10 protein-coding genes are annotated in these 17904 nt (G+C 64.9%); 4 read left to right on the top strand and 6 right to left on the bottom strand.

Annotated elements, in window-relative coordinates; translation table 11 throughout:
* Positions 1 to 70: 70 nt before the first annotated feature.
* Entirely contained in the window at positions 71 to 883 is an 813-nt protein-coding gene (locus HNR07_RS28620) for a competence protein CoiA (RefSeq protein WP_184368539.1), read from the top strand.
* A 2161-nt stretch (positions 884 to 3044) separates the two neighbouring features.
* Here the strand turns inward: HNR07_RS28620 and cas3g are convergent.
* The 4 genes from cas3g to HNR07_RS28600 all read right to left on the bottom strand — a co-directional run bounded on the left by cas3g (position 3045) and on the right by HNR07_RS28600 (position 11717).
* A complete protein-coding gene (gene cas3g, locus HNR07_RS28615; RefSeq protein ID WP_184368537.1) occupies positions 3045 to 7130 on the bottom strand; it encodes a type I-G CRISPR-associated helicase/endonuclease Cas3g in 4086 nt (1361 codons plus the stop codon).
* Positions 7117 to 8568, bottom strand: coding sequence for a type I-G CRISPR-associated protein Csb2 (gene csb2, locus HNR07_RS28610; RefSeq protein WP_184368534.1), 1452 nt, complete (start codon positions 8566 to 8568; stop codon positions 7117 to 7119). The genes cas3g and csb2 overlap by 14 nt, the downstream gene beginning before the upstream one ends.
* 4 nt (positions 8569 to 8572) lie before the next feature.
* The gene (cas7g, locus tag HNR07_RS28605) at positions 8573 to 9769 is read right to left on the bottom strand and encodes a type I-G CRISPR-associated RAMP protein Csb1/Cas7g (protein ID WP_184368531.1); all 1197 of its coding nucleotides are present in this window, start codon (positions 9767 to 9769) and stop codon (positions 8573 to 8575) included.
* A gap of 1633 nt (positions 9770 to 11402) precedes the next feature.
* Entirely contained in the window at positions 11403 to 11717 is a 315-nt protein-coding gene (locus HNR07_RS28600; RefSeq protein WP_184368528.1) for a hypothetical protein, read from the bottom strand.
* Positions 11718 to 11964: 247 nt separating this feature from the next.
* Here HNR07_RS28600 and HNR07_RS28595 point away from each other — a divergent pair, with 247 nt between their 5' ends.
* Positions 11965 to 12687, top strand: a complete 723-nt coding sequence (locus tag HNR07_RS28595) for a DUF3800 domain-containing protein (protein WP_184368525.1) — start codon at positions 11965 to 11967, stop codon at positions 12685 to 12687.
* Positions 12688 to 12962: 275 nt separating this feature from the next.
* The gene (locus HNR07_RS28590; RefSeq protein WP_184368523.1) at positions 12963 to 13577 is read left to right on the top strand and encodes a hypothetical protein; all 615 of its coding nucleotides are present in this window, start codon (positions 12963 to 12965) and stop codon (positions 13575 to 13577) included.
* Here the strand turns inward: HNR07_RS28590 and HNR07_RS28585 are convergent.
* Together HNR07_RS28585 and HNR07_RS28580 are read right to left on the bottom strand one after the other, a co-directional pair.
* On the bottom strand, positions 13562 to 14752 hold the full coding sequence (locus HNR07_RS28585; RefSeq protein WP_184368520.1) for a hypothetical protein: 1191 nt from the start codon (positions 14750 to 14752) through the stop codon (positions 13562 to 13564). The genes HNR07_RS28590 and HNR07_RS28585 overlap by 16 nt on opposite strands.
* A 41-nt stretch (positions 14753 to 14793) precedes the next feature.
* The gene (locus tag HNR07_RS28580; protein ID WP_281387209.1) at positions 14794 to 15879 is read right to left on the bottom strand and encodes a helix-turn-helix domain-containing protein; all 1086 of its coding nucleotides are present in this window, start codon (positions 15877 to 15879) and stop codon (positions 14794 to 14796) included.
* A gap of 262 nt (positions 15880 to 16141) precedes the next feature.
* Between HNR07_RS28580 and HNR07_RS28575 the strand changes: the two genes are divergently transcribed.
* A complete protein-coding gene (locus HNR07_RS28575; RefSeq protein ID WP_184368498.1) occupies positions 16142 to 17632 on the top strand; it encodes an RNA-guided endonuclease InsQ/TnpB family protein in 1491 nt (496 codons plus the stop codon).
* Positions 17633 to 17904 lie beyond the last annotated feature (272 nt).

Genomic DNA, 17904 nt, shown 5'->3' with positions numbered 1-17904 from the left:
GAACCGGACACCAGAACCATGCCTTCCCTACCAAGAACAAGATTCCCTAGAAAACCCGCGAGGGAAGAACGTGCTCATCGCCTACAACCACGACGACGAGCGAACCCTAGCAGCCAAAGACACTCCAGATGGGCCTTACACCTGCCCGGAGTGCACTTCGGAGGTCATCCTTAAGAAACGCGGACGAAAGGTCGCGGCACACTTCGCTCACAGGCCAGGGGCCAACTGCACAGCCGAAGGCGAAAGCTGGCGCCACCTACTCGCCAAGAAAGTTCTGGCAGAGGAGTTCACGCGCCTTGGCTACACCGCTGAGATCGAGGTAAGCCATAGAACCCAGGGACGTCGTGTGGACGTTGTCGTCTCCCGCATCGACTCCCAGGGCAACACCCGCAAGGTTGCCGTTGAAATCCAAGACTCCGCGATCCAGGTAGAGGAAGCGAAAGACAGGCTCATACGGGATCGCCGCCTCGGTTACGATGCCACAGTGTGGCTGTTCACCAGTAATCGCGCGTCGACCCTGCTCATCGCAGACGATGACGATGAAGTACGTGTGCCTGCGGAGATGCTGTGGGTGGATAACCGTTACGGGCAAGGAGTACACATCATCGACCCCGAGAGCCGCGAGGTGTGGCGCATCGACTTCACGAATCTCCACCGTTCTGGGGAGTCTTACTCCTGGTACGGGCCAGGGGGTGAACCGACGGGTGTGGACTATCCGGGATACTCACCACGAACCCTCAGAAAATGCTCGCGCAAAAGAGGAGGGTTCAAGTTGAGCTCGACTCGTGGGAAGTTCGGCAAAGAGTGGGCCATCCTTCTGGTTCCTGAGGAGCAGGAAACGAAATCAGACCTTCAACGTAGACGTCCCGAGCAGCGACGTTGAGACATCCCCTCGAAGACCAGCTCAAGCTCCTCCATGGAGCTTCAACGTAGACGCCCCGGTCAGGGACGTTGGGACGGTGAAGAGGCCGTCGGTGTGTTGGAGCGCCTGGACCTTTAACGTAGACGCCCCGGTCAGGGACGTTGGGACACTTCGAGGGACGCCCTTGTCGTTGTCGACATGCACCTTCAACGTAGACGTCCCGGTCAGGGACGTTGAAACCTTGCGGTCTCGGCAACGGGGGTTGACCGCCACGGTCCTTCAACGTAGACGCCCCGAGCAGGGACGTTGAAACGCGGGGGCCGCGCGGCGGGAGGAGGCCGCCTTCTTCCTTCAACGTAGACGTCCCGAGCAGGGACGTTGAGACCTGGCCGTGTGGTCCAAGCCCATCCCGCCCCTGTCCCTTCAACGTAGACCTCCCGGTCAGGGACGTTGAGACTGCTCGTCCGGGGCTTCCCCGAACCATTCCCGGAACCTTCAACGTAGACGTCCCGCTCAGAGACGTTGAGACTCCTTGACGAGCTGGGCCATCTTGGTGTCCTTGCACCTTCAACGTAGACGTCCCGAGCAGGGACCTTGAGACGGGCGGGGGTCGCGCGGCGGGAGGAGGCCGCCTTCTTCCTTCAACGTAGACGTGCCGAGCAGGGACGTTTGGACGGTCTGCCAGTCGATTTCGGAGACCCGGAGGATAACCTTCAACGTAGACGTCCCGAACAGGGACGTTGCGACGCCCCTACGCCCACGGGGTGGGGGTCAAGACCTGCCTTCAACGTAGACGTCCCGTTCAGGGACGTTGAGACCGGCGCACAGCCGGTACGTGGAACCGGTGCTGGACCCTTCAACGTAGACGTCCCGAACAGGGACGTTGAAACCGGGCGCCACGGTGGGCGTGCTCGTCCTGCTGATGTCTTTCAACGTAGACGTCCCGAACAGGGACGTTGAGACCTGACGGTGTCGGCGTTGCCGTGGTGGCGGATCAGCCTTCAACGTAGAGGTCCCGAGCAGAGACGTTGAGACCGCGCGATCCCTCCGAGCGACCCCATGCGCCCGGTCCTTCAACGTAGACGCCCCGAGCAGGGACGTTGAGACCCACCTGGCCGCCGCGAACCGCGTCCCCAACGCTGTCCTTCAACGTAGACGTCCCGAGCAGGGACGTTGAGACCGGGGCGTCCTCCAGAAGCTCGGGGACCTCCTGGGAACTTCAACGTAGACGTTCCCCTCAGGGACGTTGAGACGCCGGATGGGTGCCGCTCCCTCGACGCACCACCGACCTTCAACGTAGACGTCCCGACCAGGGACGTTGAGACTCATCCCCGGCTCGCCGTAGGACGTCCATGGAATACCTTCAACGTAGATGTCCCGAGCAGGGACGTTGAGACAGCCGCACCCGGGGCACTCCGGGCAGATCCACGCGACCTTCAACGTAGACGTCCCGAGCGGGGACGTTGAGACGCGGGCGGTGTGCTCCACCACCTGCGAGTCGTCCTTCCTTCAACGTAGACGTCCCGAGCCGGGACGTTGAGACCCGCTGCTGTCCGCGCTGGAGACCGGCAAGACACCCCTTCAACGTAGACGTCCCGAGCCGGGACGTTGAGACGCCGCCCGCCGCCTGCCGACCCTGGACGTCAGCCCGCTCCTTCAACGTAGACGTCCCGCTCAGGGACGTTGAAACCGCTCGAGGTGATGGGGACTTCTCCGCACGACAGGCCTTCAACGTAAACGTCCCGACCAGGGACGTTGAGACTTCTGCCGGGTCGACCCGTGCCTGTGGAGGATCATCCTTCAACATAGATGTCTCACTCAAGGACGTTGAGACTTCCTGGCGATCTCGTAGGTCTCGCCGTCGAGGGTCCTTCAACGTAGACGTCCCGACCAGGGACGTTGGGACGTGTGAGGGTCATCAGAGGTGGGCCAGAAATACTTCCTTCAACGTAGACGTCCCGCTTGAGGACATTGAGACCCAGTAGGTTTCCACGTGCTCGTGAGCGTGGGTCTTCCTTCAACGTAGACGTCCCGATCAGGGACGTTGAGACAGCGCGTGAACAGGCAAAACCCTCTGCAGAAGCTGCAGGAAACTCCCGTCACAGGCCGGATGCTAGGCGTTTTGTGTGGATTTGTGGTTGGGGACCTCCCAGGGATGTGGCGTGCACTTGGGGTTCGCGCTTCAGAACAAGTTGATGGGCATCGGTGTGAGCACGCCTGCGGACTTGCCACCCGGGATGGGGCGACGGTGCGCTGCGGAGACGGTGAGCACACCCAACGGGACCAGGCTCTTCCGGTCCAGACGGGGTGTCGGTTGCTCTGCGGGCTGAGGTGTCAGGTTCGGGTGGGTGAGAAGGGCTTGGACGCTGTCCAGGTCCAAGGGGTGTTTCCATACGGGCCAGAGCATGATGCGTTGCCGGTTGTGGCGGTACCACAGGCCTGAGCGCAGGTATCTGCCATCGCCGAACAGCGGCAACAGGGGTAGGGCTTGGGTGGCCAGCCAGGTCGCGCCGGGCACCCCGTTGGGTGTGGAGGCGCCGGTGGTGGTGTCCACCGCGGTGCGGATGGCTCGGTGGTCGAGGTTCTCCCCGGTGCACCCCTCCAGACGCTGCCAACCGGTGAGGGCCTGGTGCAGAACTGCGGGGTCTTTGAGGACCAGTTCCAAGGGTTTGGAGAAGAACGTGGCGGCCTTCTGCCCGCCCGCGGGGGCCATGAAGGGTGTGAGCACGACGCGGCCGTCATTGTCGGTGGCCAGGTCGGTGACGATGGTGTGCAACCAGGCCGGGGCGTGTTCACCACCCACCTGTCGGGCCCGATCTCGCAGCTCCTGCAAGTGTTGGCGGGGAACGCGCAGAGGGTCCTTGCCGACACCGATCTGGGGTGGCCAGGCCGCCTGCACCTGCGGGAGAGCCCCGCCCGTGGGGATGTCTTGGACGATGCGGTGCAGGACGGAGCTGATCTGTTCCACGTCGCCGAGTGGGCTGGTGATCTGCGCGGTGGCCATCAACGGGTCGAACGAGAGCCGTACTCGATCGGGGCCCAGGTGTTGGTGGAGTAGGCGCAGCACGCCCAGGCTGGTGAGGAAGCCCAAGGGGTCGCGCCCGTCCAGGGCCGGCAACGTCACCGTGTGCGCCTCGATCGCTGTGGCGGCGGGGGTGGGGTGCTGGTGGGGCCGGGGTGGGGTGTGCGTTGTGGTGGTGACCGATTGCCCAGCCGAGCACCACATGTCGGCCATGCGCACCACCGCTTCCAGCAAGGTCAGCTTCCACCGTCCATGCGTGTGGTTGAGGCGGGCGAACCGGGCTGGGGAGCGCCAGTCCAACAGGTCCGCGGTCTCCACTGTGGTGTCGGTGCCCGGGATGGGCACCTGGACGGGTGCGGAGTCGGGTACCGGTGGCAGCAGGGGGCGGGAGTGGCCGTGGTGGGAGGCCACCAGGTGCAACACCAAGTCCCGTACCTGTTCGTCGAGGCCGTGGGAGCCCAGGTGGTGTTGGGCGATGCGGGCGGAGAGCCCTTCATGGCGTGTGCCGGGCGGGTAGCCCGAGGCGTGGAGCGCCTGCTCGCGTGCGGTCGGGTCGGTAGGGGCCTGGAGTGACTTGGCGAGCACCTGCCCTGACTGTGCTTGCGCGGCGGGCAGGGGGAGGCCGCCGCGCAGGATCGTTTGGAAGCGGGGGTCGCGTTTGCCCTCGTCGTGGTACAGGCCCGCCAGGTAGACGGCGTGCACCTCGGTCTCGGTCAGGCCGATGTTGCGGGCGAAGGCCGCGGCCTGGCGGGCGACCTGGTCCTGGTGATCGTCCAACCACACCGGTTTGGACTCGTCGGTGGTGGAGGCCGAGGCCTCGTCGGTGTCGCCGCCGCGCAGCACCCTGCGTGCGGCCAGCACGACCCTTCCCCGCAGCGACTCCTGTTCCACCTCAACCCCGGGGCCGGGGGTGCTGGGCTCTGTGCCCTCGGCGGGGAGGATTTTGACGAGCAGACTGCGGTTCTTGGCGGCGTGGGCGAGCCGGGTCAGGTTCGTGGCCAGCGGATGCTGTAGGCGTTGTTCTTGGATGAGTGCGTTGACCTGTTCCAGAGCGGCTCGGTAGTCGCCTGGTTCGGGGGCCCTGCCCGTCTCCTCGAAGGCGTCCTGGACCGCGAGCAGTTCGTGGAGGGCTTGTCGTAGGTCCTGGGCGGGGGCGCTGGCATCGTTCGCCTCGACCAGGCCGACGGTGTGGATCAGGCGCTGGTCCAGGCGCACGGTGGGGAAGCCGCGGCGTGAGGCCAGGTCGGCCACGTCCACGACGGGCCCGATGTGGTGCTGGGGTGCCCATCCGTAGCGGTCGCATCCGCCGAAAGTACTGGGCAGGATGAGGGCATCTCCTGGGCGGACCTGGTTCAGGGTGATGCGTTCCAGGTCGCGGTGGCCGCGGTAGCGCAGCACGAACTCCTGCTCAGCCACCTCCTCCACGTCCCGGACCGGGCCTGTTTCGAGGTCGGCGATCTGGCCGGCCGCGACGTGGTCGCTGTTGCGCCAGCGGCGCAAAGCGGTCAGGGAGACCTGGAGTTGTTCGTCGCTGCTGGGCGGTACCAGCCGCAGCCGCTCGACCACCTCTTGGGCGACCTTCCCGGTCTTGTCCAGGCAGGTGGCGGGGTCAATGTCCTCGCGCCAGAGCACGGTGACGTCGGGGTCGCGGGTGTCGAGTCCGTGCAGGAACGGCGCCACGGGTGGGTCGGTCACGGGGGTGGGGCTGGTGTGTTCCCAGGACCGCAGCACCCCCGGGTGCATCACCGGCGGTGCTTTGGCCGCCTCGCGCAGGGCGGCCCGCTCCTCCCCGGTGGCCTGGGCGAGCAGCTCCTTGAGGGCCGCGGGTGAAACCTCGATCCCGGCACCCAGGTCCTCCACAGTGCAGGCCTGCTTGGGGGTGGTGGCCAGGGGCGGACACAGGCGGGACAGCAAGCGCCAGGTGCCCTGGCGGGCTGCCCCGTAGACGGGGTCCTCGTCTTCCACCGATGGGTCGTGGACGATGACCGCAGGAGCCCGCCACTCACCTCCGGCTGTGGCGGAACTGCGGGTTTCGGGGGTGCGGGCCAGCCGTCCCAGGCGTTGGATGAGGGCGGTCATGGACGCCGATTCGCTCACCAGCACATCTGCGTCGATGTTGGCGCCCACCTCCACCGTCTGGGTGGCGACCACGTACAGCGGCTCGCTCTCCCGACCGTGTTCGCGTTTGACCTGGATACGGTCGTAGAAGGTGTCCATGAGGCGTTGCCGGTCCGCGGGGCGGCTGCGCCCGATCAACAACACCCTCTGCTCGGGGGCGATCTGTGCCTGGGCCAGGGCGGTGAAGACCGCTCGGGCTCGCGCGACGGTGTTGCACACCACCAGCACCACCGGGCCGGCCATGGGTTGGGCTGCTGCCAGGGTCTGGGCCCAGGAGGCGAGCTGGGCGGTGATGACCTGTGAGGCGTTCTTCTTGGTGACCTTGTGTGGTTCGACCAGGTGCATCCACCGCGGCGAGGTCAACCGGCGCGAGGCCACCGGGTGGGCGTGGTCGGCCTCGCCGATGGAGTGGGTCCGGCGGGCGGCACCGTCTTTGACGGTGGCTGACATCTGCACCACACGCGGCCGGGCGAGCCGGTGCTCGGGCTGATCGACGGTGGCGGCGTCGATGCTGGTGAGCATGGCCTGGGCCAGGTGGGCCTCATCGACCAGGATGAGACTGTCGGTGCCCACCAGGGCCGCGTCGATGGGGCGCAGCCGGTCGGAGACGCCGTAGCCGCGTAGGAACAGGCGGGAGCCGATCTGGTCGACGGTCCCCACCACGAGGGCGTGGCGGTCGGGGCGTTGGATCCACTGCCAGGACCAGGTGGTGCCGCCTCGCATCCGCGTGACCTCCACGACCGGGCCTTGGTCCTCGGGCTGGCGCAACCGGTCAGCAATCGCTCCCAGCACGGCCATGTCCTCGGCGGTTCGGCCCGAGTCTGGGGGTGTGTGTCCGTTGAGCAGGTCGGCGATCACGTGGGCGTGCTCAAAGGCCTCATCCACCACCAGGCGGCGGTCGACGATGAAGAACACGCGGCGACGCCGGTCAGGCGCACCGGCTGCGGCGGCGTACAGGGCGATGTCGAGCAGGCTGGTCTTGCCCAGCCCGGTGGGCACATCCACAGCCTCGGGCCAGCCCTCACCCGCCAGGAGCCGGTCGGCGAGAGCTGCTTGCCAGGGGAAGGGGCCATGGCCGTGTACGGCCTTGAAGAACGCGGTGAACGTGGGCAGTTCAGCCGGTGACATCGACAACCTCCTCCGAGCGGGCACGGTTCTGGGCCGTGGTGCGGGGGCGGGCTGTGGGGTGGGGTTCGAACAACCCCAGGCCCAGGTAGCGCATGGAACCGACCAGCACGGGTCCCACCACGGGTTCGGGGAACTCGATGCGGGCGTGCAGCACCCACCGCCGGGGCCGCCTTGGGGGGTAGGTGTCCTTGCGGGGGCGCAGCATCGCCCCCGGGGTCAACGGGACCTGGGAGACCTGCACACGTGAGGGGGCGGGGTAGCCCGCGGTCACCACGGAGCGAGCGATGCTCTCGGTGGGGTCGCTGTTGCGGCGCACGAACCGGTCCAGCATCAGCGGGGTCGCGCTCACCCACACCCGCGAGCCCGTTCCGGGGGCACTCCAGCGTGTCGGGTCCAGCGCCTTGGTGTTGGAGCCTTCTGTCTGCAGGCGCAGGGGGAAGATGGGGCCGTAGCCGCGGTTGAGATGGGTCAACGGCTCCTCCACCAGGGCCCGGTGCACCGCCTGGGCCGCCTCGGGGTCCACCTCGTGGGGCAGCACCACCGCCAGGCCGTGCAGGGCACCGCGGGCGTGACGGTGGCCGACCTCGGGCAACCCCACAAAGCCCACGTGGTGACGGCCCGTCTCGGCGTGCCCGGACACCTGCCCGGGGATGTTCTCACCGATGCGCGCCATCACCGTGTCACGGAGCTTGTCGGTCAACGTCAACAGCTCACCGGAAGCAGGCAGCACCACCTCGCGGCCGAAGGCGAACACCAGCATCGTCCCGAACGGGCCCCGCACCACCTCAGGCTCTTGCACGGCTGGGGTGTCGGGGGTGGTGTAGCCGATCGTGCGGCGCACATCCCACGCACTCTCCCCTTGGGTGAAGGCCCGGTCCAAAGCCTCCAAATAGCCCGGGTAGGGCACGCCCAGCGCGGTCGTGGCCCGCTCGCCCAACGCCACGGGGGTGTAGGGGGTCCACTCCTGCCGCGGGGCGGGGGTGGTGTGGACGCGGATGGCGACGGTGCTGGTGGAGCGGCCCAGGTAGGGCACCTTCCACGCCAGCTCCGCCAACGCCTTCTCCACCTGCGCCGGCGGGTCGGCCTGGGCCCACACGAACGCGAACTCATCCGTGTCCGGGATGCCCGACACCCTTGTCAACGGCGCGGTGGTCCGCCCGGGCAGGGACTGACTACCGCCCTTGCTCGAGGTCTTATTGGTCACCGCATACCCATCCGAACGAAACCGCGCCCGCTCGGGCAACTTCCCCGCCCACACCTGGGGTGGGCCCTGGTTTTCCAACCAGACCAGGGCTTGTCGTTCCTCCTCGGTGGGGGCCGAGGCCACCAGGGCGCAGAACAGCCGGGAGGGGGCGGGGGGCCATTCCACGTTCTCGCGCCACCCATCGGCGGCGTCATAGCGGCCCTGCAACAGCCGCACGCTCATCACCAACGGCACAGGACTACTCCCCCGGCTCGTCGGACTTGGCCACCGAGTACTCGATGGCCTTGGCCAACGCCGGAACCGGGTCCAGGGCGATGATCTCCTGGGACATGGCGATGCCGGCCTTGGCGGTGCGCTCGCACAGCTCGTGGAAGACCTCGATCGCCTCACCCGCCCCCAACGTGATCTCTTCACGCGTCTCGCCCTCGCCTTCGAAGACCAGACGCTGGCCGGTGTGGATCAGGTCGCACCCCGAGCGCAGCCATACCGAGGGCCCACCGAACGCCAACCGGTCCCCGGCCAAAGCCAACGCGGCCAGCGTGGCCCGGGCCAAACGCACCGCCTCCACCGGCGCGTCACCAAAACGCAGCCGCGCCAGCGCGGCCATCGACAGCCAACCCGACCGCCGGGCGCCGGTGATGGACACCCCGCCGTGGGCGGAGTTGGGGGCGATGTTGCCAAGGCCGCGCTCGCTGAGCTTCTCGCCCTTGGTCTTGGCCTTCTTCTCCCCCGGGACCATGAACTCCCAGTCATCCTTGGCCGAGTCCTTGACGGCACCGGTGAGGTTGACCGGGTCCATCCGCCCGCCCTGACGCTGACCCAACCGCGGGTCCAGGCCGACGATGGAGGAGGAGTAGGCACGAGCGAACCGGGTCTGGTGGCCCTTGCGGTGGGAATCCCAGCCGCCGAACAGCAGCGACTCGGGCGAGTACTCGAACAGGGCCCGCACATCCCGGGCGGTGACCGAACGGATCTTCTGCCCCACCTCCGTTTTTGGGAAGCGCTCCCCGTTGATCTGGCTGTCGCGCAGGTAGGCGTCAGCGAACCGGTGTGGCATCTCCAACGAGGTGATCCGCACCGGACCACGCGAGGTGGAGGTGGTGAGTTCGAACAACGGCAGCCGGATGCGGCCCTCGTCACGGGCCTCCAGCAGGGCGGTCTCGATGCGATTGGCCTGGCTGGGCACCTGGTCCAGCACCACGACCCACCGCTGCTTACCGTCCACCCAGTGCTCCTCGGCCAGGTAGGGCGCATCGGCCAGCGGGTTGTCCTTCTCCTGGCCCCTGTCCTTCTCCTGGTTCCTGTCCTTGGGGTAGGAGGGCGGGAACACCTTGTCGCCCGCGGCGGGACGGTATTCGGCCTGGGCCGACACCCCGGCCCAAGGGCGTTCGGGCCCCACCGCGGCCAGCAACAACTCCAGGAACTGACTGGACATCAACGTCTCCTTCAACAAGGCAAGGGGGCTGCGTAGTGATGGCGGTGACCAGCGGGGTGAAAGGGGTCCTACAGCGGTGTGGGTAGCACCAAGCAACACCGTAGGGGCAGGGTGTGACAGAACCGGGTGTTAGTCTGCCGATCCGACAATCGCCAAGCATCTGTGATGACGGAACTCGGCCCGCGCGAACCTGGAGTGCGCATGAAAACCCCAGCAGGTTCCCAAGCAGAAAACGGACAAAACGTCTGCAAGTACTGGCCTGTCCGCACTCCTGCAAAGGTCTGCTACAGGTATCCCCTGGTCAGATGCTGTCTCAACGGCTCCTTGGGAGCCGTCCACGTTGAAGGCAGGTGGTGGTGCGGCCGACCTCCGGCCCGGTGTCGTCTCAACGGCTCCTTAGCAGCCGTCCACGTTGAAGGCGGTACTGGGCTGGGGAACGGGTCAACCTCGCCGGATCTCAACGGCTCCTTCGGAGCCGTCCACGTTGAAGGGCGTGAGCAGAGGAGCTGAGGCTGGACAGCCAGTAGGTCTCAACGGCTTCTTCGGAGCCGTCCACGTTGAAGGGAGCGCCAGGACCACACCGGACTCAGGCCAGGACGTCTCAACGGCTCCTTGGGAGTCGTCCACGTTGAAGGCGGTCGGCGGCCCTCTTTTTGCGCACGGCTTGGTCGTCTCAACGCCTCCTCGAGAACCGTCCACGTTGAAGGACGTCCAGGGGGACGAACAGGCCGGGGTGTTTCACGGTCTCAACAGCTCCTCGAGAGCCGTCCACGTTGAAGGTTCGAACGCGCGGTCGGCTTCGGCCAGGGTGGCGCGTCTCAACGGCTCCTCGAGAGCTGTCCACGTTGAAGGTTGTTGCAGATCCACGCGGCCCAGAACAGACCGACCGTCTCAACGGCTCCTCCGGAGCCGTCCACGTTGAAGGACCAACGCGGCGATCGCGATGGGGCAGGCCACGAACGTCTCAACGGCTCTTTGAGAGCCGTCCAGATTGAAGGGACAACGGCCGGCCGCTGGCGGCAATGGTGGCCGCGTCTCAACGGCTCCTTCGGAGCCGTCCACGTTGAAGGTCGGTGTGGCCGGTACGCAGCGTCCGGTAGAGCGAGGTCTCAACGGCTCCTCGCGAGCTGTCCACGTTGAAGGGTGGTTCCGTAGTCGAGGCCGACAGCGTACATGGTGGTCTCAACGGCTCCTTGGGAGTCGTCCACGTTGAAGGGACTTCCAGGAACGTGGCCTCAAAAAGTTCAACATGTCTCAACGGCTCCACGTAAGCCGTCCACGTTGAAGGACCGAGGAGGCCATGGGCACCGCAAGCCTCATCAACGTCTCACCAGCTTCTCAGGAGCTGTCCCTGTTGAAGGCTCCTATCGTTGGTGCTTCTATGGTGTGTGGGGTGCGCCTGGGAGCGCGCTACGCGGAACACCTCAGCCTCCTATGGCTCGAAGCGTTGGGGCACTGCCCCTACTTTTTGCCCTGCCGATGCAGTCCCAGTTCCCACGTGGGGCTGCGTACACGCTTACAACCCAGATCATGTAGTGTCCTTCCTAACCCACAGCAGACTCTGAGAAGGGCTTCCAGAAAATCGAAGGCATCGTGCTCGACTTAATGAGTCGCCCACATTACGTTAGCAATTTTACAAGCTGACGCTGCCCAAAATCTGGAACCAAGCGCTTCTCAACTCAGCCCGAGGCAGCTCCTTAAGTACCTCTTGGCCGCCGGAGCCGGACTGTCCACCTGCATCTTCATGACCGGTCTCGCCCTCCTCACCCTCCGGATCATTAAGCGCCAAATGGAAATTTGGTGGAGCAGAAAAAGGCTTCTGCAACTTCAGCAAAAAATTGATACCCTGACCACAGATACGCCTGGGGTCGAAACTACGCGCAACGCAATTCATGGCAGTATCCATGGCTCCAGCACGGTCCTGCAGGCCGGTCACATCAGCATCCACCTGCACGCATCCATGCCACCAAGGAGCTCCGACGGCAGCCCCAGGACGCCCGGCCCTCAGCACCACGAGGAACCTGACGCGTAGGCCCTCAGCCCCGACTAGGACGTGGCACGGCTTCATCCTCCGGGAAGAAAACTGGGACGCTGCCCTTCCCACTTGATGCAAGTACCTGGGCTGGATGCGGGAGTTATCCACAGCCGTGTGTGGACAACCACTGAAGCCCCGCAGGACGCCGTAGCCTAAGAGGGTGCTGCTGACCTATGTGGACGAGAGCTACTCGTCAGATGCTTACTACATCGCTGCGCTGATGGTCCCTGAGCGAGAAGCGATGCCCCTAGCTGATGCTTTGGACACGGTTGTGGCCAAGGCCGCGGTCGATCACGAGGTCAGTACCACTGCCGAACTTCATGGGCATGATCTTTTTCAAGCCAAGGCTGACTGGGCGCACCTCGAAAAGAAGCCTCGAGTGAGGATCGGTGTCTACAACGCTGCGTTCCAGGCCATCGCGGACCACGACGTGAAGATCATCCTTCGGGGGGTCGACGTCGCTGGCTTGAAGCGACGCTACACGAACGCCCATCATCCTCATTCCATTGTCTTGGCTCACCTCATCGAGCGGGTGAACGAGTGCGCAGCAAGCCAGAGCGAGCTGGCGTTGCTGATCGCTGATGAGATCTCCGAGCAGGATCAGTATCGAAGCGAGTTGGGCCAGTACCAGAAGGTGGGCACTTGGGGGTATCGAGCCACCCAGATCACCAACATCGTCGACACCATGCACTTCGCACCTTCCAAGGCGAGCCGCCTAGTGCAGGCTGCCGACTTGATCGCCTTCTTGCATCGTCGACGGTGCTCCGAGAGGGCTCGCAAGGCCAAAGGGCACACGATGGATGAGCGGGCCCTGCGTGCCAACCAGAAGCTATGGGAACGCATCATGCCGAAGATTGCTCACCAGAACACGTGGTACCCCTAGATGCACGAAGGTCCCGCTACGCTGAGTAGCAGGACCTAAGGCTCACCGGAGCGTGCCCCCAGAGGGTTTCCCGTCCTGTGGAGCACGTCCTGGCAGCATCATATCAATCTGATATGACATGAGCCCTGCCGACCTCACCTTCGGCAGGTCAGTTTTTGTGCGTCCTGGTCTCAGAGCAGCTTGTTGGCGCGCCGAAGGCCCTCGGTGAGCCGCGGCTGCATCACAAACTGGCGGGCCGTGGCAACACCTTGCAGCCGATAGGGCAAGGTGGGGGCATGACGACCACGGCACACACAACAAGCAGTAGCTCGCTACGGACCGCTTCAAAGGTCTTGTCAGAGCCAGGTGTGAGCGCCCAGGTCGTGCGGACACTGAACATGCGAGCACTCATCCTGCACAGGAAGAACAAAGCCGAGTATCGGCGCCGGCGCCAGGTTTCCGCAGCACCTCTCAAGAGGCTGGCAGATCTGGACACACTCCTAGGCCTACCTGTGGCCATGCCGCTACCTCTCCTCTCCCTTGGGGATTCTGAGAGGAAGCGCGTCCACAAGCTGCCCTCGGGCTCGGTCTCCTTCGAACAGGGTTGTGTTGTACGCCGGGCAGTCAAGCCCGTCGAGGTCAAGCTCGCGATTGTTGCAGCTGCCCAGCCACGCCGTGGTTTGGAGCAAGCCTCGCGTTTTGCACCTTTCTGTAGCAGAGCCGTCCTGCTACACCAACCAGCTCCGCGGATGGACGATTTCCTGAACGAGGCCTCTTTTTACGGGATCGGGGTGCTGTTGCACCGCGAGGACGGGGTCGAGGAGTTGTTGGAGGCCGACCCCTACCGGCCGGCCAGGCACACGGCTGGTGCCTGGGGGTTCGTTGAGGACCTTTATCAGGAACTCTCCTGACCAGCAGCCTTGGCAGAGGTGGCGGCTTCGCTCTGCTCGGGCAGAGGCAGCGCAGCCCACAGCGCTACCTGCTTGGGAACAGAGAAACCCTTGGGCACTCTCAGTTCGGCGTTGATCGACTCGCACCGGCCTTGTACCTGTTGGCAGGACTCACGCCATGACCGCTGCCGGGGCAGGCCCGGCTCCTGCGCCATCAGCTGGTCTCGCAACCTGCGTAGGATTTCGATGTTGTGCGCTGCTGCTTCTTTGAGATCTTCTCCTGCACGGGAGAGGAACCGGTCCAGGCCGCGCTCCTCGCAGACAGTACAGTCGCAGATAGGGGCCCGGGCGCCTGCGAACCTGTTCTGCAGCGTGGAACCGAGATAGAACCCCAGCGTCTCGTGGTGCAGCACATGCGGCGAGCTGGCGTATGCTCCGCCACCGGTTTGCGCCTTTGCCCCGGGTGGAACGATATGGCGCATGGATGAGGTCGCTCCGATCGAGGCAAAAGCGGCTCCGTGCGCGAGCGCGCCAAACGCTGCAAGATCTGCTCTCATCAGGGAGCAGTCTTCAACCTCGGTGAGAACTTTGCACAAGTTGGTGACCGGCTGCTTGAAGCGGCTCAGGGGGTCCATCTGCCCGCCGAGCATAATGGCCTTGGGGCCCTTGTACATCTGGAGTGCGGCGATAACCGTGGCGGTGTTGGCGTCGTCGCGAAACCAGGTGACGTCCAAGGGCAGGACAAGGATCACTGCGGGGTCACCGTGGGCGATGGTCGCCTCGACCATAGCGATGAGTGCTTCGGAGTCTTCCGCCCGGACGTACCCACTGGGTGTCATCGCAGCTGTAACACCAGCGGCCCGCTGCGCCTGTAGTGAGCGTTCAAGAGGGTTGCCCTCGTCCTCTTCGAAAAGGGACACTGCGGCTTCCTCTGCCGGTGCCCGCACAGGCACCGGGAAGGGACGCTCTTCGGTGGCAGGGTGTTCCTGGTACAGACCAGGATCGACCAACAGGGGGTAGTGGAAGCCACGTCGGCGCAAGTTACGCGCCTTCTTGTACGCCTGTGGGCCGACCAACACCAGGCCTTCGCGTTCGGCTTCCACATGTTCCTCCACCCACCAGGACAGGTTGGCGCTGATCTGGAGGAGAACACGACCCTGGAGGGGTTCGAGGCCCCGCGGGTAAGGCGTGCGCACGGGAGCGCGACCGTCCCGGGGCGAGGGAGCTGACAGATTACTCATAGCCTCACCTCTGTGGCTTCCTGCTGTGACACTGAGCACGAATCGTTGACATACAGGACGGTGAATTCCGAGGGTTTCAGGTAGCTCTCGTATGCGACCTGTTCAGAGGCCATACCTTCTTCCTTGAGCAGCTGTTCGAGTAGCCCCTCCATATAGCTCGGACGCTCGAGGGGGATCTCCATCGGTTCGGCGGTCCGGTAGCCAAGTGTGGACATCTCCACGGCGAGGTTGCGGTACTGCCAATCGGTGATGACGCCCACATCGCGCCCTCTACGCAAGAGCGCTGCCATGGACACACCCCACTTCTGCTTGAGCGAGGCCAACTCCGCTATACCCAAACGTGAGGGGATCTGCTCGCTGATGTCCTTGGCAGGCATCAAGAACTCCGAGGCGAAGGCATCAGCCTGCTGTTCCTGCTCAGTTCCCTTACCCGGTTCGATGTGCATGATCAGATGCCCGATCTCGTGAGCGACACTGAATCGGCATCGGGCACCGGGAGCCCGTTCGTTGACCAACAGCAGAGGCGGCCCCGTCTCTGGTTTCTGGCTGACGGCATCCAGCAAGTCACTGTTCAGGTCACGCATGACCACCACGGCCCCTGCGTCCTCGGCTGCCTTGATCACGTTGTCCACCGGGCCAGGGGGCAGCCCCCACTCCTGGCGCACTTCTCGGGCGATCCTTTTGGCATCCCGCAGAGGAGCGATGGGTTTGTGGGAGAAGTTGACTGGGCGCTCCGGCCCCCCGAGTGCGGAGATCAACCCGTTGATCTGGATGCGAACCAAAGCGAGTGTTGCGTGGATCACCCGCAGTGCACTGGCAGGCAACGAAGCACGTTTGCGGTGATGAATCAGCCCGACGCCGACACCGTGCACTTGAGGGTCAACGTAGAACAGATGTTCGGGGTAACCCAGAGCAGACGCAAACAACGAGAGCCTTTCGGGCGAGACCGCGACCTTGCCAGCCTCAACCTTGCTCACGTAGCCCTGGGAGACCACAGTCCCCCCATCTCCCGCCACCTGGGTCATCTGGCTCGCCAACTCCGACTGAGTCCATCCCCTGGACTCCCGAGCGAGTACGAGCATCGAGGCTTGGGCCCTCTCCCCTCCATCCAACATGCGACCACCCTCATCCAGTTCACAACCTAAGACCACGCCAGAGATCCTCACTCTAGCACGCCAAAATATTCCACACCTCGGCTTTGACCAAACACCGCCGCGAGCACCCCGAACCCTGATCCGAAGGAGCAGGGGCCCTGCGCTGAGAAGCGAAGACACCGAATGTCAGACCCCGGGTATACGGTCCACCCCAAGGCAGACAAACCATGGATAGGGCTCGGGGGTGACGATGGCGCAGGTACTCAGAGCGTTCCGCTACGCCCTGGACCCCTCCCCGCCCCAGCTTGAGACCCTGCAACGATGCGCCGGGAACGCCCGGCTGGCCTTCAACTTCGCGCTCGCGATGAAGAAGGACGCCCACCAGCGCTGGCGTGATGAGGTCGACATACTCATCACCACAGGACTGAGCGAGAAGGACGCGCGCACCCGCCTCAAAGGCACCAGCAAGATCCCCAACAAGCCCGATGTGTACAAGGCCTTCCAACACCTGCGCGGCGACGCGGCCCAAGGAATCGACGGCATCGCGCCCTGGCACGCAGAAATCCCCACCTACGTCTTCCAGTCTGCCTTTCAGGATGCTGACCGGGCGTGGAAGAACTGGCTCGACTCCTACACCGGCAAACGGGCCGGCCGTCGCGTGGGCTACCCCAGGTTCAAGAAGAAGTTCCGCTCCCGCGACTCCTTCCGGCTGCACCACGACGCCAAGAAACCCAAGCCCGCACTCCGGCTGGAGGGCTATCGGCGCCTGCGCCTGGGCGGGGCCCTCAAAACGGTGCGCCTGCACGGATCAGCCAAACCCCTGCACCGACTCGTCTCCTCCGGACGTGCGGTGGTGCAATCAGTGACCGTCTCCCGGGGCGGAACCCGGTGGTATGCCAGTGTGCTGTGCAAGGTCGAGACCGATGTGCCCGACCCCACCCACCGTCAAAAGGCCAACGGTCGCATCGGGCTCGATTGGGGCCTCAACCACCTGGCCGCCCTTTCCACACCACTGGACGGCCACCACCTGGTAGACAACCCCCGCCATCTGCGCCACGCCTCAAAGCGACTCACCAAGGCCCAGCGTGCCCTCTCACGCACCCAGAAGGGGTCGGCCCGCCGACGACGAGCTGCTGCCCGAGTAGGAAAGCTTCACCACCTGGTGGCCGAGCAGCGCGCCACGTTTCTGCACACTCTCACTAAACGCCTGACCACCACGTTTGCCTGCGTGGCCATTGAGGACCTGAACGTAGCGGGCATGACTCGCTCAGCCCGGGGCACGGTACAACTGCCTGGCAAGAACGTGAGCTCCAAGGCCGGGCTGAACCGGTCGATCCTGGACGCGGCCCCGGCCGAGCTGCGGCGCCAGTTGGAATACAAGACTTCCTGGTACGGGTCCCACATCGCGATTCTCGATCGCTGGTTCCCCTCCAGCAAAACCTGCTCGGGATGCGGATGGCGAAACCCAAGCCTTCCCTTGTCCGAGCGGGAGTTCGTCTGTGCCGAGTGCGGGTTGCGGTTGGACCGCGATCTGAACGCGGCCCGTAACATCGCCGCTCACGCGGAAGTGCCAGCTTCTGGCACCGGTGCCCCTGGTAGAGGGGAATCCGTGAACGCCCGTGGAGGGTGTGTAAGTCCCCGGCTCCTTCGGGAGTCTGGGCAGCACCCATCGAAACGGGAAGACGCTGCGCCCTCTGGGCCAGCGCCACCTCGGCGGAGCAACCCGCCGACGTTCCCATAACCCACATATCGGGAAAATAACGGCCCGTGTTGTCGCAGGTCATTTCCTGTCGGGTCCACGCGCACAGGGAACGACCGCACCCAGGTATCTGCGATCCCTGGTGTTCGGCGTCGGGTCCACGCGCACAGGGAACGACCGGACTGCCACACGTAGCGAACCCCGCTGGCAACGTCGGGTCCACGCGCACAGGGAACGACCGCCGGGCCGAGTCGTCATCCGGGGCGTCCTTACGTCGGGTCCACGCGCACAGGGAACGACCGGACATCCTCGAC

Source organism: Nocardiopsis metallicus, assembly GCF_014201115.1.
Lineage (GTDB): Bacteria > Actinomycetota > Actinomycetes > Streptosporangiales > Streptosporangiaceae > Nocardiopsis > Nocardiopsis metallicus.
The sequence above is the reverse complement of the archived record's forward strand: the minus strand, read 5'-3'. Positions and strand labels throughout refer to the sequence as shown.